The sequence below is a fragment of the Amycolatopsis sp. MEPSY49 genome (assembly GCF_051337345.1).
Taxonomy (GTDB): domain Bacteria; phylum Actinomycetota; class Actinomycetes; order Mycobacteriales; family Pseudonocardiaceae; genus Amycolatopsis.
On sequence record NZ_JBDLYJ010000001.1, the window covers coordinates 1,525,133 to 1,547,596 of the forward strand.

Here is a 22,464-nt window from a genome sequence, read left to right on the forward strand (position 1 = left end):
CGTACTCGGGAGTGCTTCGGAGCGTTGTGATGACCGGTCAGCGAACTCGCACCATCGACCGGGGGGAGCAGGCGGAACTGGGTCACCTCCTGGCCGCCGGGCCGTTCGACGTCGCGTTGCGCGCGGCGATCAGGGCTCGTGGCCTCGGCCTCGACCGGATCCGCTATCGCTTGCGCGGCAGGGGAACCACGGTCAGCCTGGCCACCCTCAGCCACTGGCAGTCCGGGCGGTGCCGGCCCGAGCGGCCGGAATCGTTGGAGGCCTTGCGGAATCTCGAGGACATCCTGAACGTGCCCGACGGCTCGCTCAGCAAGCTCCTCGGCCCGCCGCGCGGCAGGGCCCGGTTCCACGCGCAGCCACCGACGCTCAATTGAGCGATACCAAAGGAAAACCGCTCAGCTGAGCACGTAGGCTCGGATCCATGCGAGCTGTCGTCATGGAGGAGTTCTGCGTCCCGCCGGTCGTGCGGGACGTGCCGGAGCCGGTGGCGCCGCCCGGTGGCGCGGTGATCGAGGTCGACGCCACCGGCGTCTGCCGCAGCGACTGGCACACGTGGCAGGGTCACGACACCGCGGTGACGCTGCCGCACGTCGCCGGGCACGAGCTCGCCGGCCGGCTCGTCGCGCTCGGCGAAGGTGTGCGCGGGTGGGAGCTCGGCGCGCGCGTCACCGTGCCGTTCGTCTGCGCCTGCGGCACCTGCCCCCAGTGCGCCCGCGGCGACCAGCAGATCTGCGACCGCGAGTTCCAGCCCGGCGCGACGCACTGGGGTTCGTTCGCCGAGCGCGTCGCCATCGAGCACGCCGAGACGAACCTCGTCGCGCTGCCGGACTCCCTCGGCGCCGCCGAAGCCGCCGCGCTCGGCTGCCGCTTCGGGACGGCGTTCCGCGCGGTGCTGCGGCAGGGCCGGGTCACCGCGGGGCAGTGGGTCTCGGTGTACGGCTGCGGCGGTGTCGGCATCTCCGCGGTGCTGCTGGCCGTCGCGGCGGGTGCGAAGGTCGTCGCCGTCGACGTCTCGCCGTCGGCCCTCCAGCTGGCCGCGAAGTCGGGAGCCAAGCTGACCGTCGACTCGTCGGCATTCGATGGCCCGGAAGCCGTCGCCGAGCACGTCCGCGAGCTGACCGGCGGCGGCGCGCACGTGTCGCTGGACTGCCTCGGCGCGCCGTCGACCTGCGCGGCGTCCGTGGGCAGCCTCCGCAAACGCGGCCGGCACGTCCAGGCCGGGCTGATGCCGCCCGCGCAGGGCATCGCGCCGATCCCGATGCACCGGGTCATCGGCGGCGAGCTGGAACTGGTCGGCATCCACGGGCTGCAGGCCCACGAGTACCCGGAGCTGCTGCGCGTGGTCGAGACGGCCGGCATCGACCTCGCCGCGCTCATCGGCCGGCGGATCGGCCTCGACGACGTCCCGGCCGCGCTGGCCGCGATGAACGACCCCGTGCCGGCGCAAGCGGGCGTCACCGTCGTGACGTTTCGTGACTGATCCGCGTCGCCCAGGTCAAGTGACCGGTTCGTAGCTGATCCACGCTGGTCTTGTGACATTCAGGTGTGGGAACGTCTAGGCATGGTGGCCCATAGCGAGGGGATTCGGCCGCAGGAGCGCCTGGTTGGTCCGTTCGGGCGGCTCCTGCGGCTGTTCACTATCGCGGGTGTGACGTTCCGCGGTCACCGAGTTGTGCCTACCACGCTCACCGAACGTGTCCGGCGGGAGTCTCCGGCACAATCGAGGTGATGGACGCTCTCCTGCCGCGCCCGCGCGCCGAACTCGCGCCCGGCGCCGTCCACGTGCCCGACTGGCTCGGCTTCGACGAACAGCGCGAGCTCGTCGCCGCCTGCCGCGGCTTCGCCGGCTACCGCCACACCCGGCTGCCCAACGGCGGCGTGATGTCGGTGAAGTCCGTCTGCCTCGGCTGGCACTGGTACCCGTACGGCTACTCGCGCACGACCGGCGAGGGGACGCCGGTGCTGCCGTTCCCGGACTGGCTCGGCGACCTCGGCCGCCGCGCGCTGGCCGACGCGTACGGCGAGGCCCAGGCGTACGAACCGGACATCGCGCTGGTCAACTTCTACGACGCCGCCGCGAAGATGGGGCTGCACCAGGACAAGGACGAGCGCAGCCTGGCGCCGGTGGTCTCGTTCAGCCTCGGCGACGCGTGCGTGTTCCGCTTCGGCAACACCGAGACGCGCGGCCGGCCGTACACCGACGTCGAGCTGCGCTCGGGTGACGTGTTCGTGTTCGGCGGCCCGTCGCGGCTCGCCTACCACGGGGTGCCGAAGACGCTGCCGGGCACGGCGGACCCGGCGCTCGGCCTGACCGGACGGCTCAACATCACGCTGCGCGTCTCGGGTCTCTAGTCCGCTGTGGACTCTTCCTCCGGCACGACGATCAGCCGGACGGCGAGGGCGCGCGAGCCCGGCGGGTGGTGGCCCGGTTCGGTGACGTACTTCCAGATCAGGTTCTGGTACTCCTCGACGAACGACGTGATCTGCTCCTTCGTCAGCGTCAGGCCCGCGCGGTAGATCTGGTTCCAGCCCTTCGCGTCGTCGTAACCCGCGTACGCGCGCGTGACCAGGCCGAGGTCGTGGCTCATCTTGAGCGCGCCGAGCTTGCGCGCGGCCTCGCGCTCGTCCGGCGTCAGCTCGAGGCCGGGCGGAGTGTAGATGTCCTTCATCAGCGACCGCCACCAGCGTTCGCGGCCGGTCGAGCGCTCCTCGATCTCCGCGATGAGCTCGAGGTCGGCGAGCCGGCGGAGGTGGTACGAGGTCGTCCCGGTGCTCTCGCCGAGGGCCTTCGCGACGCTCGTCGAGTTCGCTTCGCCGTGTTTGCCCAGGTAGGACAGGATGTCCCGGCGGACGGGGTTGGCCAGTGCCTTGTAGAAGGCCTTGAGGTCCGCGCCGGTGAGGACGCGGCGTTCGGGACGGTCGACCATGGCCGGAGCCTACTACAAAGATTGTTTGCAAAGAATCTCTGCAATCGGCTACCTTGGATCGGGAGATCGGGGGTCGTGATGAAAAGACTGTTCTGGGCGGCGGGTCTGTGCCTGCTCCCGTGGATCGCGGTACTGGGGATGACGCTGCCGGACGTCGTGGAGGCGCGGAACTGGCGGCTGGCGTGGACGGGCTTCGACGCGGCGGAGGCGTTCGGCCTGCTGGCCACCGCGTGGCTGCTCGGTCGCGCTGACCCGCGGACGCCGTTCGCCGCGATCGGCACGGCGACGCTGCTGCTGGCCGACGCCTGGTTCGACGTCGTGACGGCCGGCGACGACGTCGTGTTCTCGCTGCTCATGGCCGGTCTGGAGGTGCCGCTGGCGCTGGCGTGCCTGTCGGTGGCGGTCCCGCGCCCGGCTGCGGTCCAGGCGCATGTCTGAGCTGAACGCGCGGCTGCGCGACGAGATCGACGACCAGGTCGCGGAGGCCCTGGACGCCTACCTGGCGGAACCGGGACGGCTGCCGCGCACGCGCACCTGGCCGCTGTGGCTGGCCATCATCCTCACCAACGTGGCCTGGCTGGTGGTCACGACCACGTGAACCGGAGGGTCTGGCCCGGGCGCAGCTGGGCGGCGACGTCGAGGTCGGCCTCCTCGACGACCGCGATCACCGGGTAGCCGCCCGTCGTCGGGGAGTCCGCGTGGAACAGGATCGGGCGGCCCGACGGCGGCACCTGCAGCGATCCCGGTACGCACGCCTCCGACGGCAGCTCGTCGTGACGCACCCGGGCAAGAGGCGGGCCGGTCAGCCGGATGCCGACGCGATCCGAGTCCGGGGACACCGTGTACACAGTGGACAGCAGCTCGTCCGGATCGGCGAACCAGTCGCGACGCGGTCCCGGCGTCACACGCAACACCGGCGTGGTAGGCAAAGCCGCACGCGGCGCCAAGTCGACCACCGGGAAAGCACAGGGCGCGCCCACCGGCAGCAGCATCCCGGCCGTGAGCGGCGGTGGGCCGAGCTTGCCCAGCGTGTCCGTCGACCGCGAACCGAGCACCGGCGTGGCGTCGATGCCGCCGCGCACCGCGACGTAACAGCGCAAACCCTCCGATGCCATGCCCAGTACGAGTTCGTCGCCCGGCCAGAGCGTGACCGGACCGTTCATGCCGCCCGGCGAAACCGCGCAAACAGCCCCGGTCACCGCGACCGTCGTGACGGCCGAAGCGCGCAAAACCAAGCCGCCCAGCGTCACCTCCAGCGCGGCGGCCCCGCGAGGGTTCCCGACGAGCCGGTTGGCCAGCTCGAACGACGCGCGGTCGGCGGCGCCGGACCGGGAGACGCCGAGCGCGGCGTGCCCCGGCCGGCCGAGGTCCTGCACCGTCGTCGAAAACCCCGGCCGCACCACTTCGAGCTTCACAGCCCCACCGCCTCGAACCGCACGCGCGTGCCCGGCGGCAGCAGGTTGGGCGGGTCGCGCTCGACGTCCCACACCGGCACGTCCGTCCGGCCGAGCAGCCGCCAGCCGCCCGGTGACGCGCTCGGGTAGACCGCGCTGTACTCGCCCGCGATCGCCACCGAGCCCGCCGGGATGCGCGTCCGGGGTGCCGACCGGCGCGAGACGTGCAGCGCCGGGTCCAAACCGGACAGATACGCGAACCCCGGTGCGAACCCGCAGAACGCCGAGACGTAGGCACCCGCGCTGTGCCGGGAAATCAGCGCCGCCACGGACAAGCCGGCCTCGGCCGCGACGTCGGCCAGGTCCTCGCCGTCGTACACCACCGGGACGACCACTTCGGCCGACGCGGCCACCGCACTGTCCACAGGGGACACCTCGCGCAGCACCGCGCCGAGCCGGTCCGCGTCCGTCACCGCGGGGTCGAAGCGGACCAGCAGTGTCCGGGCCGCCGGGACCAGTTCGTCGACGCCGTCCAGGGACAACTCCGCCAGCGCCGCCTGGAAGCCCAGCACGTCGTCCAGTTCCACCAGTACCGCGCTTCGCCCGCACGGCAGCAGCCGGACGGTCATCCGGTGAACGCGGTCAGCGGGACGTCCGCGGCGGTCAGGCCTTCGCGGATCCGCCGGGCGAGGTCGACCGCCCCCGGCGTGTCCCCGTGCACGCACAGGGAGTCCGGGAGCAGGTCGAGCTGCCCGCCGTCCGCCGTCACGACGCCGCCGCCGGTGGCCATCGCCACCGCGCGCTCGGCCACCGCCGAACCGTCGTGCAGGACCGCGCCGGGCTGCTTGCGCGAGACGAGCCTGCCTTCGGCGGTGTACGCCCGGTCCGCGAACGCCTCCGCGTACGCCACCACACCGGCTTTTTCCGCCTGCCGCTGCATTTCCGAGTTCGGCAGGCAGAGCAGCGCGAGCGCGGGGTCGTACCGGCGCAGGCCGTCGACGATCGCCGCCGCCTGCTCGACGTCCGCCGCCGCGGTGTTGTACAGCGCGCCGTGCGGCTTCACGTACGTCACGCGGCTGCCCGCCGCGCGGGCGAACGCGTCCAGCGCGCCGATCTGGTAGAGCACCTCGTTCGCCAGCTCGTCCGGCGCGATGTCGAGCGCGCGCCGGCCGAACCCGGCCAGGTCGTGGTAGCCGACGTGCGCCCCGATCGCGACCCCGCGTTCGGCCGCCAGGTCGCAGACCCGCCGCATCACCGACGGGTCGCCGGCGTGGAAGCCGCACGCGACGTTCGCGCTGGTCACGATGTCGAGCATGGCTTCGTCGTCGCCCATCTTCCAGGCGCCGAAGCCCTCGCCGAGATCGCTGTTCAGATCCATGTCAGCCCACCCGGTATTCGCTGTCGAGCCGGTCCGTGATGAACATGTACCCCGGCGCGTGCGTGATCGCAAAGGGGGGCCGCGACGCCATCAGCGCCGCCTGCGGCGTGACCCCGCAGGCCCAGAACACCGGGACGTCCCCGGGTTCCGCGTCCACCGGATCCCCGAAGTCCGGCCGGGACAGGTCCTCGATGCCCAGCGCCCGCGGGTCGCCGATGTGCACGGGCGCGCCGTGCACGGCCGGCATCGCGCGGGTGATCCGGACGGCGTCGTCGACGCGGTCCTCGGGGATCTGCCGCATCGACACGACCATCGGGCCGAACAGCCGCCCGGCGGGTTCGCATGGCCGGTTCGTCACGTACATCGCGACGTTGCGGCCCTGGTCGACGTGCCGCAGCGGGACGCCCTCGGCGGCCAGCGCCGTCTCGAACGTGAAGCTGCAGCCGATCGAGAAGGCGACCATGTCGCTGCGCCACAGCCCGGTCGCGTCGGACACCTCGCCGGCCAGCACGCCGTTCTGCCAGATGCGGTAGCGCGGCAGGTCGGTGCGCAGGTCCGCGCCCTCGGCGAGCCGGGTGGCCGGGTCGCCGGGGTCGGTGACGTCGAGCAGCGGGCACGGCTGCGGGTTGCGGGTGCAGAACAGCAGGACGTCGTAGGCCCAGTCCTCGGGTACCGCGATCAGGTTGGTCTGGGTGAAGCCGTTGGCCCAGCCCGTGGTGGGGCGGGCGGTGCCGCGGCGGAACGCCTCGCGCGCTTGAGCGGGAGTGAACGTCGCGGGTTCGTCAAAGGTCGTCATGAGAGTCCCCCTCAGTCGACGAGTTCGATGCCCCGGGTCTCGGGCAGGCCGAGCAGCGCGAGCACGGCGATGCCGTAGCCCAGCGCGCCGAACACGATCGCGCCGCCCGCGCCGAGGAAACCCACCACGGTCGGGAAGATCGCGCCCACCGCGCGGCCGAAGTTGTACGTGAAGCCCTGTCCCGTCCCGCGCAGCGCCGTCGGGTACAGCTCCGCCAGGAACGCGCCGAAGCCGCTGAAGATGGCCGACATCGAGAAGCCGAGCGGGAACCCGAGGACGAGCACGAGGCCGTTGGCGCCCTTGGGGATCTGTGTGTACGCGACGATCAGCGCGGCCGAGAGCAGCGCGAACGTGAGGAAGGTCTTCTTGCGCCCCAAGAGATCGGTCAAGTAGCCGCCGCACACGTACCCGACGAACGCACCGGTGATGAGGAACGCGAGGTAGCCGCCGGTGCCGATCACGGTCAGCTCGCGCGTCTTCTTCAGGTACGACGGCAGCCACGTCGAGATCGTGTAGTACCCGCCTTGGACGCCGGTGGCGAGCAGCGCGGCGAAGAACGTCGTGCGCAGCAGGTCGGCCTTGAAGATCTGGCCGAGCGTGCCCTTCGGGCGTTCGGTCTTCAGCCGCTCTTCGGCGCGCGGCGCGTCCCTGACGCTCTTGCGCACCCACAGCACGAGCAGCGCGGGGATGACGCCGGTCCAGAACATGATCCGCCAGGCGACGTCGTCGCTCGCCACGCTGAACACGACCGTGTAGACGATCACCGACAGGCCCCAGCCGACCGCCCACGCGCTCTGCACGAACGCCACGGTCCGGCCGCGGTACTTGGCCGACGAGTACTCCGCGACCAGCGCGGCGCCGGCCGCCCACTCGCCGCCGAAGCCCAGGCCCTGCAGGGCGCGGAAGACCAGCAGCGTCTCGAAGTTGGGGGCGAACCCGCAGAGCACGGTGAAGATCGTGTACATCGCGATGGTGATCTGCAGCGTGCGGACGCGGCCGATCCGGTCGGCCAGCATGCCGGCGCCGACCCCGCCGACGGCCGACACGACCAGCGTCGTCGTGCCGAGCAGGCCGGCTTCGCCGCTCGATATGCCGAAGTACGCGGTGATCGCGGCCAGGCCGAGCGGCAGGGTCTGGTAGTCGAACGAGTCCAGCCCGTATCCGCCGAAGGCGCCCACGAAGGCGCGACGCCCGCGTTTGCCGAGCGTGCGGAACCAGTCGAACGGCCGGGCCTCGGTAGCTGTCGCAGTCATTTGGGCACCTCCTGGCCAGTGTCTCTCATCGTGGCGTGCCTCACACAGTAAGGATCGTTGAACAATTCCACAAGAGTGCAATTGGATCGTCCTCAGTGTGACGGGTACCATCGTGGACGTGGTCATCGAAGACAGCGTGCTCCCGGGCCTGGCGGCCGACCGCGGCCTGGTCAGCCGCCAGAGCACCGCCGAGCGGGTCGCCGGCGTCCTGCGCAAGCGCATCGCGGAGGGCTTCTTCCTGCCCGGCGGGCGGCTGTCGGAGCAGGACATCGGCAACGCGCTCGGCGTCTCGCGCAACACGCTGCGCGAGGCGTTCCGCCTGCTCACCCACGAGCGGCTGGTCGCCCACGAACTCAACCGCGGCGTCTTCGTCCGCATCCCGAGCGTCGAGGACGTCGTCGACATCTACCGCGTCCGCAAGATCATCGAGTGCGCCGCCGTCCGGGGGGTGACGGCGAAGCCCGCGACCTTCCAGCGGATCAAGGAGAAGGTCGAAATCGGCGACGAGGCCGCGCGCACCGGCAACTGGAAGGACCTCGGCACCGCGAACGTGTGGTTCCACCAGGAGCTGGCCGCGCTGTCGGGCAGCGAGCGCGTCAACGAGCTGGTCGGCAGGCTGACCGCCGAGCTGCGGCTGGTCTTCCACATCATGGCCGAGCCGCGGCGCTTCCACGAGCGCTACCTGCCGCGCAACCACGAGATCCTGGACCGCATCGAGGCCGGCGACGGGCCGGGCGCCGAGCAGCTGCTGATGAAGTACCTCGAAGACGCCGAGGAGCAGCTGGTCGGCGCGTATGCCGACCGCGCCGAAGCGGCCCGGGCGGCGGTCGCGGCGGAGTAGCTACCCCCGGCGGCGCACGATTTCGGCGATCCAGACCGGCGCGAACGGCGACGTGCAGTTCGGCGGCGTCGGGTAGTCCTTGAGCACCTGCAGACGTTCGCCGATTTCGATGGCCCGCGCGCGGTGGCTTTCGTGCTCGATCCCGATCTGGGCCAGGCAGTGGTTCATCGCCCACTGCAGCCGGTCCGGAGCGTCCCGCATCTCTTTCTCGATGGTGTCCAGGAGGCCGTCGAGATCTTCGGGGTGCTTCGCGACGCGGTCGGTGGTCAGCGCCCAGCCGGCGCTCGCGACCACGGGATCCGGATCGGCGAACCACGCCCGGCGCAGATCTTCGGCGTGCGGGCTCTTCTTCACCACGTAATTCACGAGCCAGTCGTGCACCTTGGGCGTGCGCGCGGTCCGCAGCATGGCGTCCAGCTCGTCGCGTTCGAACGCCTTCGGGCGGCAGATCAGCGTGGCCAGGAGCTTCGCCGCGGTGTCGTCGGTCCGCCAAAGCTCGCGCGCGAGGTCCTGCTGCGTCTTCAGCCGCTTCGCGACCGCGCGCAGCTTGCCGAGGTTGACGCCGTGGTCGTCGCCGTGCTTCTCGTTGACCGCGCGGGCCTTGGGGTCGTCGAGGGCGGCCAGCTCGGCCAGCACGTCGTCCACTGTCGGTTCGGGCACGGCGGCCAGTCTACGGCTGCCCGTTCGGGCACCCCGGTATTTTGACCATCCCCAATTCCGCTCCGGCTCGCTAGCCTGCGAAAGCGGTTTCGCCGCCGGAGACCCCCAGCGGCAGGCGGAGCCCACCGCTGCCGGGCCGGGGCCTCCCCAGTGCCACGGCCCGGCAGCCCTACGCACGCGGAACAGGCCCGGCCGGTGTCCCGGCCGGGCCTGCTCGTTCACGCCGTCAGCCGGCGTAGCGGGCGAAGATCCTCGTGAAGTCCCACGCCTGCTGGGAAACGCCCGAACACGTGTCGTCGTTCGGGTAGGCACCCGGGCACGGGCGGTCGCGGTTGGCCGACCAGAACGTCAACCGGGCCAGGTGGTGCTGGTTCGCGTAGGCCAGGATGGTCGTGAAGTCGTTCAGCGTGACCGTCTCGTTGTTGTCCGTGATGCCGTTCATCGACGAGATGCCCATGTGCCGGTAGGCCGTGTCGTCGTCGTAGCCGTAAGCCGACTTGACGACGTTCTTGAGGCCCTCGGCGGCGCGCTGGGTCAGCGTGCCCATGTTCTGGCCGGCGCCGCCGAAGTCGAACGGCATGATGACCCAGCCGTCGACCGTCAGGCCGGACTGCGCCGCCCGGTTCACCAGGCTGCTGTCCGGACCGGACTGTCCGGTGCCGAACGTGACGTACAGCTTGATGCCCGGGTTGTTCGCCCGCACCGTCTTCAGCGCGTCGACCGTGCGCTGCTGCACCGTCGGGTTGCTGTAGGCGTCGGCTTCGATGTCGATGTCGATCGCCTTCAGGCCGTAGGTGTTGATCACCTTCTGGTAGCCCGCCGCCAGCTCGCCCGCGCTGCCGCACGACGACTCCAGCTTGTTGCCGGAGTAGCCGCCGAACGACGGGATGACGTCGCCGCCGCCCGCGCGGACCGCGTTGATCGTGTTCTGGTCGACGCCGCCGGTGAGCGCCCGGCCGCCGTCCCACATCGGGTTGCAGTAGCCGTTGGACAGGATGAACGCGAGCGTGAACCACTTGACGCCGGTGGCGTTCTGGATCGTCTGCGGGCTCGGCGGGTTGCCCCAGCCGTTGTAGAGGTACGGCGCGACGGCCATCACGCCCGGCGACGGTGTCGTGTTCCCGGACGGGAGCGTCCACTGCTGGTTGGCCGTGCTCGCGCACGTCCAGATCTGCAGCCGCGTCCCGTTCGCGCTGGAGTTGCCGGTCGCGTCGAGGCACTTGCCCGAACCGGTGTTGACCAGGTTCTTCGCCGCGTTGGCCGTCCACTTCTGGGCGGTGGAGCCGTTGCAGTCCCAGAGCTGGACCGTCGTGCCGTTCGCGGTGCCCGCGCTGGTGACGTCCAGGCACTTGCCCAGCGCCTGCAGGGATCCGTCGGAGCCGACTGTCCACTGTTGGGCGTTGGTGCCGTTGCAGTCGTACAGCTGGATCGCCGTGCCGTTCGCGGTGCTCGCCGCGCTGACGTCGAGGCACTTGCCGCCGATGCCGGTGATCGGACCGGTCGCCGCCTGCGCGACGCCCGGGGCGAGCACCAGCGCCGACGCCGCTGCTACGAGAGCACCGAATGCTGCGAGTTTCTTCATGCGGGCACGTTCCACTTCTGGTTGGCGGCGCCGGTGCAGGTCCAGATCTGCAGCCGGGTGCCGTTGGCGCTGGTGTTGCCGGTCGCGTCGACGCACTTGTTCGAACCCGCGCCGACGAGGTCCTTGGCCGCGGTGGCCGCCCATCGCTGGTTGGCGGTGCCGCCGCAGTCCCAGAGCTGCAGCTGCGCACCGTCCGCTGTGGACTGACCGGTCACGTCGAGGCACTTGCCGAGCGCTTTCAGGGTTCCGTCGGTGCCGACGGTCCACTGCTGGGCGTTGGAGCCGTTGCAGTCGTAGAGCTGGACCGCTGTGCCGTTGGCGCTGCTGGCACCTGCGACGTCGATGCACTTGCCGCCGAGGCCGGTGATCGGGCCGGTCTTGCCGGTGGTGCCGCCGCTGCCCTGGGTGCCGTTCCAGGTGAACGTCGCCGACGTGTGGCCGGGCAGGGTGTAGGTGAACGACGAGTTGCCCCAGTTCACGCGCACGCTTTGGTTGCCCGTGCCGGAGTTGTACGCGATCAGCGCCTTCGAGCCGTCCGGGTTCTTCCAGGCGACGTTGCGCACGGTCGAGTTGTCGTTCGAGTCGATCCGGTACGCGCCGGGCTTCACGAACTTCGTCAGGTGGCCCATCGTGTAGTACTCGACGGTGTAGTCGACCTGCCCGCTGCGCGAGTCTCCGTTGTGGACGGTGATCAAGCCGGTGCAGGTGCCGCAGCCGCCGTTGTGCGGGCCCATGTTCTGGTCGACGCCGAGGCTCCACTTCACGAAGCTCTTCGACCAGTTGCGCGTGTAGTCGACGATGTTGTTCATGTCCTCGGCCTGCTGGTTCGAGATCCAGGTGCCGCCGGAGTGCTCGGTCGAGTAGGCGTTGACGTTCGGGTACTGGTTGTGCGTGGTCGTCTGCTGCGCGATGTTGCCGCCGTACCCGTGCCAGGCGACGCCGCCGAAGTTCGGGTGGTTGCGGATCGCCGAGTCGTCCAGGGTGGGCGCGCCGTAGGAGGCGTAGGTGTCCCAGTTCCAGTCGAGTGCGAGGACCTTTGTGGACAGTCCGGCGCCCTGCAGTGCGGGCAGCAGGTTGTTCTTCGCGAAGTACGCGAGCCCGGCGCCGTTCCAGTTGGTCGACGGGTAGCTCGCGCAGCACGTCGGCTCGTTCTGCATCGAGACGTAGTCGATCGGCACGCCCGCGGCCTGGTAGGCCTGGAGGTACTTGACGAAGTACTGCGCGTAGGCCGGGTAGTACTGCGACTCGACCCAGCCGAGCAGGTAGCTGTCGTTGTCCTTCATCCACGGCGGCGCGCTCCACGGCGACGCCATGATCTTGGCCTGCGGGTTGAGCTGCTTGGCCTGCTTGGTCAGCGGCAGCACGTCGGCCTGGTCGTGGGCGATCGAGAAGTGCGTCAGGTTCGGGTCGGTCTGGCCGGCCGGCATGTCGTCGAAGGTGTAGCTGTAGCGGGCCAGGTCGGACGCGCCGAGCGGGTTGCGGATGAAGCTCAGCCCGATGCCGGTGTTCGGGTCGAACAGCTTGCGCATCGTGTCGTCGCGGGTCGCCTGGGACAGGGCCCCGCTGGAGTTCATCAACCAGGCCGCGGTGTCCGTAAAGGACGCTCCGCCGCCTTCGAACTGCTGGTAGGTGGTGTTTTCGTTGATGTTGATGGTCACGCCACCGGTTCCGGTGCCCGAGGCGAACGTCACCGGTGTCTGCTGCTGCAGGCCGCGGGTGACCGTCCGGCCGCCGGCGTCGCTGGTGGTGGTGAGCCAGACGTTCACGGTTTCGCCCGCGGCCTGCGCGGGTGCGGCGAAGGTGGCCGCGGCGAGCGCGGTCACGCCGATCAGGGTGAGCAGTTTCTTCATGGCAGCGTCCACTTCTGGTTCGTCCCGGTGCCGCAGGTCCAGATCTGGAGCCGGGTCCCGTTGGCGCTCGAGTTGCCGGTGGCGTCGAGGCACTTTCCGGAGCCGGCGTTCACGAGGTTGCGTGACCCGTTGGGCGACCACTTCTGCGCGGCGGAACCGTTGCAGTCCCACAGCTGGGTCGGCGTGCCGTTGGCGGTGCCGGCGCTGGTGACGTCGAGGCACTTGCCGAGCGCTTTCACGGTTCCGTCGCTGCCGACTGTCCACTGTTGAGCGGTGGTGCCGTTGCAGTCGTACAGCTGGACGGCGGTGCCGTTGGCGTTGTTCGCGCCGGCGACGTCGACGCACTTGCCACCGATGCCGGTGATCTGCCCGGCGTTCTGCGTGGGCGGCGTCGTGGTGCCGCCGGCGAACTGCGTCGCGACCTGCTCGCCGAGGCTCGTGGCGTTCGCGTAGTTCTCGATCGGGTCGACGTGCGTGTTCGGGAACACGATGTACGTCACCGGGCCCTCGGTGCCGCCGTTGGACGGGTCCGGGTTGATGCCGAGGTTGACGGCGGTCGCGTAGGACGCCTCACCGATGATGCTCGTCGGGCCGGTGTCGCCGACGACGGCGTAGGTGACCTGGTTGTTGTAGATCACCGCCACGACCGAACCGCCGTCGATGCCGTAGTTGCGGTAGTCCCAGGTGGACGTTGGTTGCGGCAGGACGATGTACGGCAGCTGGGCCGCGTTCAGCGGCTGGTCGGTCGAGGTGTGGAACGCGGTGTCGGGGTAGAAGCAGCAGTCGGTGTTCTCGTTGCACTGGGTCGTCCGGACACCGTCGCAGTCGATGTCCATGTCGGCGGTGAAGAACACCGCGCCGCCCGACTGGCAGACGGGCACGGTCGCCGTGCCGCCTTCGTCGAAGGAGTACTTGCCGTTCGAGATCTGCTGACAGGTCTGCGTCTTCGCGAGCAGCTGGCTCGCCGACGGTCCTGCCTCGACGGCGGCTTGGGCGGAGCCGGTGGTGAGGAAGGAAAGCGCTAACAGGGCACACCCCATTAGCGCGACGAGGAATCGTCGCACTGGGATTCTCCTTGTGGGGGAAGGAAAGAGTGCCGGGTAGGCGGACCGGGCGGGGTCCGCCTACCCGAGGGGACGGATCAGGGAGTGGTCCACTTCTGGTTGGCGCCACCGCCGCAGGTCCAGATCTGCAGGCGGGTGCCGTTCGCGGAGCTGTTGCCGGTGGCGTCGAGGCACTTGTTCGCGTTGGGGTTCACGATGTCCTTCGCGCCGGTCACGACCCATTGCTGGGCACCGGTTCCGTTGCAGTCGTAGAGCTGCACGGGTGTCCCGTCGGCGGTGCCCGCCGCGCTGACGTCCATGCACTTGCCGAGGGCGCGGATCGTGCCGTCGGTGCCGATGGTCCAGTTCTGCGCCGCGTTGTTGTTGCAGTCGGTGATCTGGATCGGCGTGCCGTTGGCGGTGTTCGCGCCGGCGACGTCGACGCACTTGCCGCCGATGCCGGTGATCCGCCCGGTGCGCCCGCCCGGGGTGCCGCCGCCGGTGTCGTTGGTGACGTGGACGTAGTCGACGACCAGCTGCTGCGGGAACTGCGTGCTGCTGTTCGGGTCGCCGGGCCAGTACCCGCCGACGGCGAGGTTGAGGATGATGAAGAAGTTGTGGTCGTAGACCCAGCGGTTGCCGTTCAGGTCGGACGGTGTGCGCGTCTGGTAGAGGTTGCCGTCGACGTACCACTTGATCTGGTTGGGCGACCAGTCGACGGCGTAGGTGTGGAAGTCGTCGGAGAAGTTCGGGCCGTTGTAGGCCGCGCCGATGCCGCCGGAGCCGGAGTAACCGGGGCCGTGGATGGTGCCGTGCACGGTGTTCGGCTCGAACCCGACGTTCTCCATGATGTCGATCTCGCCGTCGGTCGGCCAGTTGCCGCCGCCGAGCATCCAGAACGCGGGCCACATGCCTTGGCCGCGCGGCAGCTTCATACGCGTCTCGAAGTGGCCGTAGGCCTGGCTGAACTTGCCGGCGGTGTTCAGCCGCGCGGAGGTGTACTCGCAGCGGCCGTACCAGCAGTTGTAGTTGCCGGGGTTTTCCTTCTTGGCGGTGATGACGAGGTGGCCCTGGCCGTCGAGCTGGGCGTTGCTGGTGCCGGAGGTGTAGTACTGCCGCTCGTGGTTGTTGACGTTGTCGCCGGTTTCGAGCTGCCACTTCGACCCGTCGACGGCGGCGCCCGCGGGGCCGTTGAAGTCGTCGGTGAAGGTGGCGGCGGCTTCGGCTGCCACTGGGGCCAGGACCTGCTGGCCGAGGAGGAGCAGGGAGGCCGCGGCGAAGAGCGCGGCTGTTCTCTTTCGGGCTTTTCGGAATGAGGTGGACATCGTTGTCGCCTCTCTCACCGTTGGGGGGAACGGCGTTCCGCGCGCAGCACGGAACGCGGGGAGGGGAGGTGGTCTCGCATGCCGGGGCGGCGGCAGGCGCGACCGATCAGCCGGTGCTCGCGGTCCTGGGCGGGGTCGGACTTGGCGGGCGACGACGGGCGCTTTGTTGTGCCTGGCAACAAAGTATGCATGGTCCAGACAAGGTGGGCAACCGTCGGCCGGTCATTTTTTTTCAACCCGAATTAAGGGTGGGTGGGTGACCGGGGATCTCGTTGCGGTGCTGGTGGGGGTGGTTCCCGGTCAGCGGGGCATGGGTGTTGTGGCCTGGCTTGGGCAGTGTTCGGTGCCCTGCGGCTTCGCGTTCGCGCTCGGCGTCTCGTGCTCGCTTGCTGTGGAGCCTTGCCGGCGGGTCGGTCATCCACAGGGGTGGCGTGTTGTGGACAACCGGGGGCGGCCGGGTGGCTTTCCGGTGTTTTCGTCGGGGGGTCTCGATACGCTGGAGCGGGGTGGATCCCCCGGGGAGGGCGGGCCCTGCTCGGTGATCCGTGGTGGGACTTCCGGCACCCCGAAGCTCCATGGCCCACTTCCGGCACCCCGAAGCCCTGTTGCGCGCTTTCAGCACCCCGAAGCTGCGGTTCGTAGCCCTCCGGCACCCCGAAGCCCTCATTGTGACTACGGCCGGCAACACCGCGTCAAGGCGGGAAAGATGCCTTGACCCGGCGTTGCCGGCCGTGTTCTGGCTTCGGATCGGGGTGCGGGGGAGTCTGGGTCCTCGACCGTGCCCGTTCTCGGCTTCCCCTTGCGTCTGGAGTCTGGCGAGGGCTGGTCGCGCTCGCTCAGGCTGCGTCCGAGTTCGGTGCCCCTGGCTTGGCCAGCTTCGACGTCGCTCCCTGCTCCAGCAGGTCCGCCACCGGTAATGTTGCCGCTCCTGTTGCCACCGCGTCCAACCCCAGGGATCCCAGCTGGATCGATGTCTGGCTGAACGGGTGCCGCAACGCGTGCTCGCCGGCCGCCGAGCGGATCCTCGGCAGCAGCTGCTCGCCCAGCGCCAACCCCGCCCACCCGCCGATCACTATCCGCTCCGGGTTGAACAAGTTGATCAAGTTCGCGATCCCGGCCCCCAGGTAGCCGGCCGTCTCGTCCAGTACCCGCGCCGCCGTCTTGGAGCGGGGGGCCGCCTCCAGCAGGGCCGCGAACTGGGCCTGCTCGTCCTCGCCCGGTACTTCCTTCCCCCGCGCCTTGCGATACCTCGCCAGCACTCCGCCCGCGCCGATGTACGCCTCCAGGCACCCCAGCGCGCCGCAGCGGCACTGCTGCCCGCCGTACGCGATCGTTGTGTGGCCCCACTCGCCCGCGCTGCTCGTCGACCCCCGGTACGTCGTTCCGTCCGTCACCACCGCCGCGCCCACGCCCGAACCGATCAGCGCTATCACCGCGTGACGCGCTCCGCGGCCCGCGCCGAACCACATCTCCGCCTGGCCCTGGGTCTTCGCTCCGTTGTCCACGAACAGCGGGAGCGACACCCCCGCGTCCTGCAACAGCGACACCAGCGGTACCGCGTCCCAGCCGACCGTCGGCGCGTGGACCAGGACCCTCGCTCCCTGCTCGACCGTGCCCGGGACGCCGATGCCCACGCCCAGCACCGCCGACTCGTCGATGCCCGCGCTCGCGAACACCTCGCGCAGCCCCGATGTCACCTGCTCGACCGCCGTTGCCGGGTCCGGGGCCTTCGGGAGGGGGTGGTCCACCGTGGCCAGGCGGGTCATCGCCAGGTCGAACAGCTCCACCTTGACGCCCGTTTCGCCGATGTCCACACCTGCGACGTGCCCGTACGCCGGGTCGACGCGCAGCAGTACCCGGGGCCGGCCGCCGTCCGACTCGACCTGGCCCGCCTCCGTGATCAGGCGCTCTTCGCCCAGTTCTGCCGTCACATTGCTGACCGTCGCCGCACTCAATCCGGTGAGCTGGCTCAGTTCGTGCCGCGACAGCGGGCCGTCGAAGTACAGTTTCGACAGCAGCAGGGAACGGTTGTGCCGCCGCAGATCACGGACGGTGGTGCGCTTGCTCGCCATGGGCAACCCATCTGAAGCTCTTACCGGCTGCGACCAGGATGCCTGATCACCCTAAGTTGTGGCTATGTATTAAGTGGTGAACTAAGTCCCGAACCCATAGTGACATGGGCGGTGTCTGGCACAATCGCCCAGGTGACCCAGGTGGTACGCCAGACAACTCGAGACCTCCGGCGGCACAACCGCGCGGCACTCCTGTCCTCCCTCTACCTCCGCGGTCCCGTCAGCAGGCTGGAACTAGTAGCTGAATCGGGACTTTCGGCCGCCACCGTTACCAACGTCGTCTCCGAGCTCATCGCCGACGGCGTCGTCGCGGAAGCCGGCTCGGTCGAATCCGACGGCGGGCGGCCGCGGACGCTGCTGGCCGTGCGGCCGGACTTCGGGCACGTCGTCGGCGTCGACGTCGGCGAGACGCACGTCGAGGTCGGCCTGTTCGACTGCGCGCTCGGGACGCTCGGCACGGTCCGCCACCCGCTCGTCGGCACCCGGCTCGATCCGGACGAAGTGGCCGGTTTGGTGCGAACCGGCATCGCGGAAGTGCTCGAAGGGCGCGAACCGGACGCGGTGTTCGGCGTCGGCATCGGCGTGCCCGGTGCGGTCCGCGACGGCGGGATCGTGCACGCGCCCACCCTCGGCTGGCGCGGCGTCGCCTTCGCCGACCTGATCCACCCGCACATCTCGGCGCCCCTCCACCTGGACAACCGCGCCCGCACGCTCGGTCAGGTGGAGGCCTGGCGCGGCGCCGGCCGGGGCGCCGGACGCGCCATCGTCGCCCTGCTCGGCGTGGGGGTCGGAGCCGCCGTCGCGACCGCCGGGCCGTCGCACCCCGGCATCACCACCAGCGAGTGGGGCCACACCGTCGTCAAGGCGGCCGGCGCCGCCTGCCGGTGCGGCTCGCACGGCTGCCTGGAGGCCTACGTCGGCACCGAGGCGGTCGTCCGGCACTACGCCGACCGCGTCGGCAAGCAACCGGTCATCGGGGACGAAAGCGACAACGAGCTGGCCCGGATCGTCGAGGAAGCCCGCGACGAGGGTCCCGCCGCCGACGTCCTCGCCGAGACCGGCGAGTACCTGGGGATCGGCATCGCGAACCTGATCAACCTGCTCAGCCCGGACCGGGTGGTGCTCTCCGGCTCGGCGGGGGCGATCATGGGACCGGCGATCCTGCCCGCCGTGCGCGACGCGGTGGGCCGGCACGCGCTCGACTACCTGGCCGGGCGCACCGAGGTCGTCCTCGGCAGCCTCGGGCCGGACGCGGTCGCGCTCGGCGCGGCCACCCTGCCCATCGCGCAGCTGCTCGCGAACGGCGGCCGGACCGGCTGATTTCCTTGCGTCGCAAGGAGTAGTCATCGCAACAGGTCCAGACCGCCAGTTCTTTTATTACTTAAACTTAGGCACAAAACGTTACCGCCGTGTTATTGACGTGACCCGAGTCACCCGGGTTGACTTCTGGGCGTCGTTCGGTCGCCGGCGGTCGGGGCTCGCTACCAGTCGACACTTACGCACGTCGTCGATGACTAGGAGGAACGATGCGAGTCAAGCGCTCCATCGTCGCAGCGCTCGTGGCCGTGATGGCCCTCGGAGGCCTGACCGCGTGTTCGGGCGGCAGCTCGAACGCCGCGCAGAGCAACCCGGACCAGGTGCTCAACGTGGGCAAGCCCGACGGCCCGCAGTCCGAGAACAACAACCCGTTCCTCGAGACGTCCGCCCTGTCGAACATGGGGTACCGGTGGATGATCTACGAGCCCCTCGTCATGCACAACCGCGTCAAGCCGCAGGAACCCGGCAAGCCGTGGCTGGCGACGAAGTGGGACTGGTCGGACAACTACAAGAAGCTGGTCCTGACCGTCCGTGACGGCGTCAAGTTCTCCGACAACCAGCCGATGACCGCCGAGGACGTCGCCTACACGTTCCAGCTGCTGCGCGACAACAAGGCGCTGAACGTCGACGCCGTGCCGTACAAGGACATCGCCGCGGCCGGCAACCAGGTGACGCTGGGCTTCGAGACCTCGCAGTTCGTCAACCAGCTCAAGATCCTGCAGACGCTCGTCGTGCCCAAGCACGTCTGGCAGTCCGTGAAGGACCCGGCCCTCGACACCGTGAAGAACCCGATCGGCACCGGGCCGTACACGCTCAAGTCGTTCACGCCGCAGACGATGATCGTCACCCGCCGCGACGCCGGCTACTGGCAGGAAGCGCCGAAGGTCAAGGAGATCCGCTACACCTCCTACACCGACAACAACGCGCAGGTCGCGGCGCTGGTCAGCGGGGCGTCGGAGTGGAGCTTCGTCTTCATCCCGAACTACAAGGCCGTCTACACGAACAAGGACCCGCAGCACTACAAGCTGTGGTTCCCGGCGCAGCTGGCCGTGCACGGCCTGTGGTTCAACACCGAGAAGGCGCCGTGGAACGACGCGAAGCTGCGCCAGGCGGTTAACAAGGTGATCAACCGCGACGACATCTTCAACCAGGGCGAGGCCGGCTACTTCTACCCGAAGAACGACCAGGTCACCGGCATTCCGACGCCGGCGGGCGACCCGTTCATCGCGCCGCAGTACAAGGGCCAGACGGTTCAGGTCGACGTCCCGGGCGCGAAGTCGCTGCTGACCGGTGCGGGCTACAAGTTCAACGGCGACAAGCTGGCCGACCCGAGCGGCAAGCCGGTCACGATCAAGCTGACCGTCCCGTCCGGCTGGTCGGACTACATCACCGACCTGGAGATCATCAAGGACAACCTGGCGCAGATCGGCATCACCGCCACGGTCGAGAAGATGAACCAGGACGCGTGGATCAAGTCGGTCGACACCGGTGACTTCGAAGGCTTGATGCACTGGACCAACGACGGTGCGACGCCGTACGACATGTACCGCGACGTCATGGACGGCAACCGCTACAAGCCGACCGGCCAGGGTGGCATCAACGGCAACTACGGCCGCTTCAAGAACGACGAGGCGACCAAGGCGCTCGAGACCTACGCCAACGCCGAGGACGACGCGTCCCGCACCGCCGCGATGGCGACGCTGCAGAAGATCATGATCGACCAGCAGCCGATGGTCCCGACCTCGGCGGCCAACTCCGGTGGCGAGTACAGCACGAAGAACTGGGTCGGCTGGCCGGACGAGGCCAACCCGTACGGCCCGGCGCAGCCCACGCTGCGCAACGCGCTCGACATCGTCCTGCACCTGAAGCCCGCGGCCTGATGGCGGATTCAGTCATGACGGAGACCGGGGACGGCCGCGGCGACGCGGCCGCTCCGGCCCCCTCCGACCCCATCGCCGTCGGGTCGGAGGGGGACCTCCCCGTCGTTCTGGAGGCGGCGGGGCTCACGAAGCACTTCCCCGTGCGACGGCGTGGACGCGCGGCCCTCACCGGTCCGAAGCGCGCCGTCCAGGCCGTCGACGACGTCACCCTGACGCTGCGGCGGGGCCGGGTCACCGCGCTGGTCGGCGAGTCCGGTTCGGGCAAGTCGACCGTCGCCCGCCTGCTCGCGGGCCTCTACCCGCGGACCGGCGGCGACATCCGGCTGCACGGCGAGACCGTGAACGTCAAGCACGGCCGGACGTTCCGCGCGTACGCCCGGCAGGTCCAGATGATCTTCCAGGACCCGTTCGCGTCGCTGAACCCGGTGCACACCGTGCGGTACCACCTGACGCGGGCGCTGAAGATCCACGGCCGGGCGGGCGACGACCTCGAGAAGTCGTTGCACGAACTGCTTTCCCGCGTCCAGCTGACGCCGCCCGAGCGGTACATCGACAAGTTCCCGCACGAGCTGTCCGGCGGGCAGCGCCAGCGCGTCGCGATCGCGCGGGCGCTCGGGGCCGACCCGGAGGCGCTGCTGGCCGACGAGCCGGTGTCCATGTTGGACGTCTCCATCCGGCTCGGCGTGCTGAACCTGCTGCGGGACCTCAAAGAGCGCCTCCACCTGGCGATCCTGTACATCACCCACGACATCGCGTCGGCGCGCTACTTCGCCGACGAGACGATGGTGATGTACGCCGGCCGGATGGTCGAGGGCGGCGACAGCGAAACCATCACGCAGCACCCGGCGCACCCGTACACGCGGCTGCTCATCGACTCCGCACCCGACCCCGACCGGATCGCGGGCGGAGCCGACCCGGCTGTGGACAACCCGCACTTTCACGTGAAAGTGCCGGGCCCGGGTGTGGACAACCCGCACTTTCACGTGAAAGTGCCGGATTCGGGTGGTGAGCCGCCGAGCCTGATCGACCCGCCGTCCGGTTGTCGGTTCCACCCGCGCTGCCCGGTGGCGATGGAGCGGTGCAAGACCGACCTGCCGCCGCGGTTCGAGGTCGACGACGCGCCCGGCCACTGGGCCGCGTGCTGGCTGTACGACGGGGCCGCCCGATGAGGTACCTGCTGCAACGGCTGGCCTTCTACGTCTTCACGGCCTGGGCCGCCGTCACCATCAACTTCTTCATCCCGCGGATGATCCCGGGCGACCCGGTGCAGTCGCTGATCGCGAAGAACCAGGGCATGATCAGCCAGGACGCGGTCCAGTCGCTGTACGTCCTCTTCGGACTCGACAAGAACGAAAGCCTGATCTCCCAGTACTTCGACTACTGGGGCCAACTCTTCCGCGGCGACCTCGGGATCTCGTTCACGTTCTTCCCGACGCCGGTGTCCGACCTGCTGAGCGACAGTCTGCCGTGGACGATCATCCTGGTCGGCATCACGACGATCGTCGGCTTCGCGCTCGGCACCGGGCTCGGCGTGGTCGCCGGCTGGAAGCGCGGCTCGTGGGTCGACGGCCTGCTGCCGGTGACGACGTTCCTCTCGTCGATCCCGTACTTCTGGCTCGGCCTGATCGCGCTGACGCTGCTGGCCGGCCCGGGCAGCTTCTTCCCGTCGTCCGGCGGCTACGACCCGGGCACCATCCCGGGCTGGGACGGCACGTTCATCGGCAGCGCGATCCAGCACAGCCTGCTGCCCGCGCTGACCATCCTGATCAGCTCGATGGGCAGCTGGATCCTGGGCATGCGCAACATGATGGTCACCGTCGCGTCGGAGGACTACGTCACGGTCGCGCACGCCAAGGGCCTGCCCGAGCGCCGGGTGATGGTCGGGTACGCGGCGCGCAACGCGCTGCTGCCCAGTGTGTCCGGCTTCGCGCTGGCGCTGGGGTTCATCGTGGGCGGCACGCTGCTGGTGGAGATCGTCTTCTCCTACCCGGGCGTCGGCTACCAGCTGTTCCAGGCGGTCGGTTCGCAGGACTACCCGCTGATGCAGGGCATCTTCCTGATCATCACGCTGTCGGTGCTGGTGGCGAACCTCTTCGCCGACGTCGCCTACCTCGCGCTCGACCCGCGCACCCGGAAGGAGGGCTGA

The 22,464-nt window shown here is 69.6% G+C and carries 22 protein-coding genes; 10 read left to right on the forward strand and 12 right to left on the reverse strand.

What is annotated here, in order from left to right; genetic code table 11:
• Positions 1–29: 29 nt before the first annotated feature.
• From ABFJ78_RS07630 to ABFJ78_RS07640, 3 genes are all read left to right on the forward strand, one after another.
• Positions 30–374: a transcriptional regulator gene (locus ABFJ78_RS07630; protein ID WP_436385084.1), complete on the forward strand. Its 345-nt coding sequence runs from the start codon at positions 30–32 to the stop codon at positions 372–374.
• Positions 375–421: 47 nt separating this feature from the next.
• Entirely contained in the window at positions 422–1,480 is a 1,059-nt protein-coding gene (locus ABFJ78_RS07635) for a zinc-binding dehydrogenase (RefSeq protein WP_436385085.1), read from the forward strand.
• A gap of 248 nt (positions 1,481–1,728) precedes the next feature.
• Positions 1,729–2,352, forward strand: coding sequence for an alpha-ketoglutarate-dependent dioxygenase AlkB family protein (locus ABFJ78_RS07640; RefSeq protein WP_436385087.1), 624 nt, complete (start codon positions 1,729–1,731; stop codon positions 2,350–2,352).
• On the opposite strand, the gene ABFJ78_RS07645 is transcribed toward ABFJ78_RS07640, so the two are convergent.
• Positions 2,349–2,927, reverse strand: coding sequence for an ArsR/SmtB family transcription factor (locus ABFJ78_RS07645; protein ID WP_436385088.1), 579 nt, complete (start codon positions 2,925–2,927; stop codon positions 2,349–2,351). The genes ABFJ78_RS07640 and ABFJ78_RS07645 overlap by 4 nt on opposite strands.
• 78 nt (positions 2,928–3,005) lie before the next feature.
• On the opposite strand from ABFJ78_RS07645, the gene ABFJ78_RS07650 reads away from it, so the two are divergent.
• The gene (locus ABFJ78_RS07650) at positions 3,006–3,365 is read left to right on the forward strand and encodes a hypothetical protein (RefSeq protein WP_436385089.1); all 360 of its coding nucleotides are present in this window, start codon (positions 3,006–3,008) and stop codon (positions 3,363–3,365) included.
• Positions 3,358–3,525 carry a hypothetical protein gene (locus ABFJ78_RS07655; RefSeq protein ID WP_436385091.1) on the forward strand — a complete coding sequence of 56 codons (168 nt, stop codon included), beginning with the start codon at positions 3,358–3,360 and terminating at the stop codon, positions 3,523–3,525. Before ABFJ78_RS07650 ends, ABFJ78_RS07655 begins: the two co-directional genes overlap by 8 nt.
• Here ABFJ78_RS07655 and ABFJ78_RS07660 read toward each other — a convergent pair.
• Genes ABFJ78_RS07660 through ABFJ78_RS07680 form a run of 5 tightly spaced genes read right to left on the reverse strand, consistent with a single transcriptional unit; the run spans position 3,512 to position 7,748 of the window.
• Positions 3,512–4,342: a biotin-dependent carboxyltransferase family protein gene (locus tag ABFJ78_RS07660; RefSeq protein WP_436385093.1), complete on the reverse strand. Its 831-nt coding sequence runs from the start codon at positions 4,340–4,342 to the stop codon at positions 3,512–3,514. The two genes, ABFJ78_RS07655 and ABFJ78_RS07660, sit on opposite strands and share 14 nt — an antisense overlap.
• Positions 4,339–4,950 (reverse strand): 5-oxoprolinase subunit B family protein, encoded by a 612-nt coding sequence (locus tag ABFJ78_RS07665; RefSeq protein ID WP_436385094.1) that lies wholly within the window; start codon positions 4,948–4,950, stop codon positions 4,339–4,341. Before ABFJ78_RS07665 ends, ABFJ78_RS07660 begins: the two co-directional genes overlap by 4 nt.
• On the reverse strand, positions 4,947–5,699 hold the full coding sequence (locus ABFJ78_RS07670; RefSeq protein ID WP_436385096.1) for a LamB/YcsF family protein: 753 nt from the start codon (positions 5,697–5,699) through the stop codon (positions 4,947–4,949). The genes ABFJ78_RS07665 and ABFJ78_RS07670 overlap by 4 nt, the downstream gene beginning before the upstream one ends.
• Position 5,700: 1 nt before the next feature.
• Positions 5,701–6,495 carry a putative hydro-lyase gene (locus ABFJ78_RS07675; RefSeq protein ID WP_436385097.1) on the reverse strand — a complete coding sequence of 265 codons (795 nt, stop codon included), beginning with the start codon at positions 6,493–6,495 and terminating at the stop codon, positions 5,701–5,703.
• 11 nt (positions 6,496–6,506) lie between these two features.
• On the reverse strand, positions 6,507–7,748 hold the full coding sequence (locus tag ABFJ78_RS07680; RefSeq protein WP_436385099.1) for an MFS transporter: 1,242 nt from the start codon (positions 7,746–7,748) through the stop codon (positions 6,507–6,509).
• Between the two features lie 118 nt (positions 7,749–7,866).
• Here ABFJ78_RS07680 and ABFJ78_RS07685 point away from each other — a divergent pair, with 118 nt between their 5' ends.
• Positions 7,867–8,589: a GntR family transcriptional regulator gene (locus ABFJ78_RS07685; protein WP_436385415.1), complete on the forward strand. Its 723-nt coding sequence runs from the start codon at positions 7,867–7,869 to the stop codon at positions 8,587–8,589.
• On the opposite strand, the gene ABFJ78_RS07690 is transcribed toward ABFJ78_RS07685, so the two are convergent.
• From ABFJ78_RS07690 to ABFJ78_RS07715, 6 genes are all read right to left on the reverse strand, one after another.
• Positions 8,590–9,249 carry a DNA alkylation repair protein gene (locus ABFJ78_RS07690; RefSeq protein ID WP_436385100.1) on the reverse strand — a complete coding sequence of 220 codons (660 nt, stop codon included), beginning with the start codon at positions 9,247–9,249 and terminating at the stop codon, positions 8,590–8,592.
• A 226-nt stretch (positions 9,250–9,475) separates the two neighbouring features.
• Positions 9,476–10,831, reverse strand: coding sequence for a ricin-type beta-trefoil lectin domain protein (locus ABFJ78_RS07695; RefSeq protein WP_436385101.1), 1,356 nt, complete (start codon positions 10,829–10,831; stop codon positions 9,476–9,478).
• Positions 10,828–12,681 (reverse strand): ricin-type beta-trefoil lectin domain protein, encoded by a 1,854-nt coding sequence (locus tag ABFJ78_RS07700; protein ID WP_436385103.1) that lies wholly within the window; start codon positions 12,679–12,681, stop codon positions 10,828–10,830. The genes ABFJ78_RS07695 and ABFJ78_RS07700 overlap by 4 nt, the downstream gene beginning before the upstream one ends.
• Positions 12,678–13,745, reverse strand: coding sequence for an RICIN domain-containing protein (locus ABFJ78_RS07705; RefSeq protein ID WP_436385105.1), 1,068 nt, complete (start codon positions 13,743–13,745; stop codon positions 12,678–12,680). The genes ABFJ78_RS07700 and ABFJ78_RS07705 overlap by 4 nt, the downstream gene beginning before the upstream one ends.
• Before the next feature lie 77 nt (positions 13,746–13,822).
• The gene (locus tag ABFJ78_RS07710) at positions 13,823–15,049 is read right to left on the reverse strand and encodes an RICIN domain-containing protein (RefSeq protein WP_436385106.1); all 1,227 of its coding nucleotides are present in this window, start codon (positions 15,047–15,049) and stop codon (positions 13,823–13,825) included.
• An 836-nt stretch (positions 15,050–15,885) separates the two neighbouring features.
• The gene (locus ABFJ78_RS07715; RefSeq protein WP_436385107.1) at positions 15,886–17,121 is read right to left on the reverse strand and encodes an ROK family transcriptional regulator; all 1,236 of its coding nucleotides are present in this window, start codon (positions 17,119–17,121) and stop codon (positions 15,886–15,888) included.
• A 132-nt stretch (positions 17,122–17,253) separates the two neighbouring features.
• Here ABFJ78_RS07715 and ABFJ78_RS07720 point away from each other — a divergent pair, with 132 nt between their 5' ends.
• From ABFJ78_RS07720 to ABFJ78_RS07735, 4 genes are all read left to right on the forward strand, one after another.
• Positions 17,254–18,441, forward strand: coding sequence for an ROK family transcriptional regulator (locus ABFJ78_RS07720; protein WP_436385108.1), 1,188 nt, complete (start codon positions 17,254–17,256; stop codon positions 18,439–18,441).
• A gap of 206 nt (positions 18,442–18,647) precedes the next feature.
• Positions 18,648–20,318 carry an ABC transporter substrate-binding protein gene (locus ABFJ78_RS07725; RefSeq protein ID WP_436385109.1) on the forward strand — a complete coding sequence of 557 codons (1,671 nt, stop codon included), beginning with the start codon at positions 18,648–18,650 and terminating at the stop codon, positions 20,316–20,318.
• 14 nt (positions 20,319–20,332) lie between these two features.
• Complete coding sequence (locus ABFJ78_RS07730) at positions 20,333–21,487, forward strand: ABC transporter ATP-binding protein (protein ID WP_436385110.1); 1,155 nt, start codon at positions 20,333–20,335, stop codon at positions 21,485–21,487.
• On the forward strand, positions 21,484–22,464 hold the full coding sequence (locus ABFJ78_RS07735) for an ABC transporter permease (RefSeq protein ID WP_400895416.1): 981 nt from the start codon (positions 21,484–21,486) through the stop codon (positions 22,462–22,464). The genes ABFJ78_RS07730 and ABFJ78_RS07735 overlap by 4 nt, the downstream gene beginning before the upstream one ends.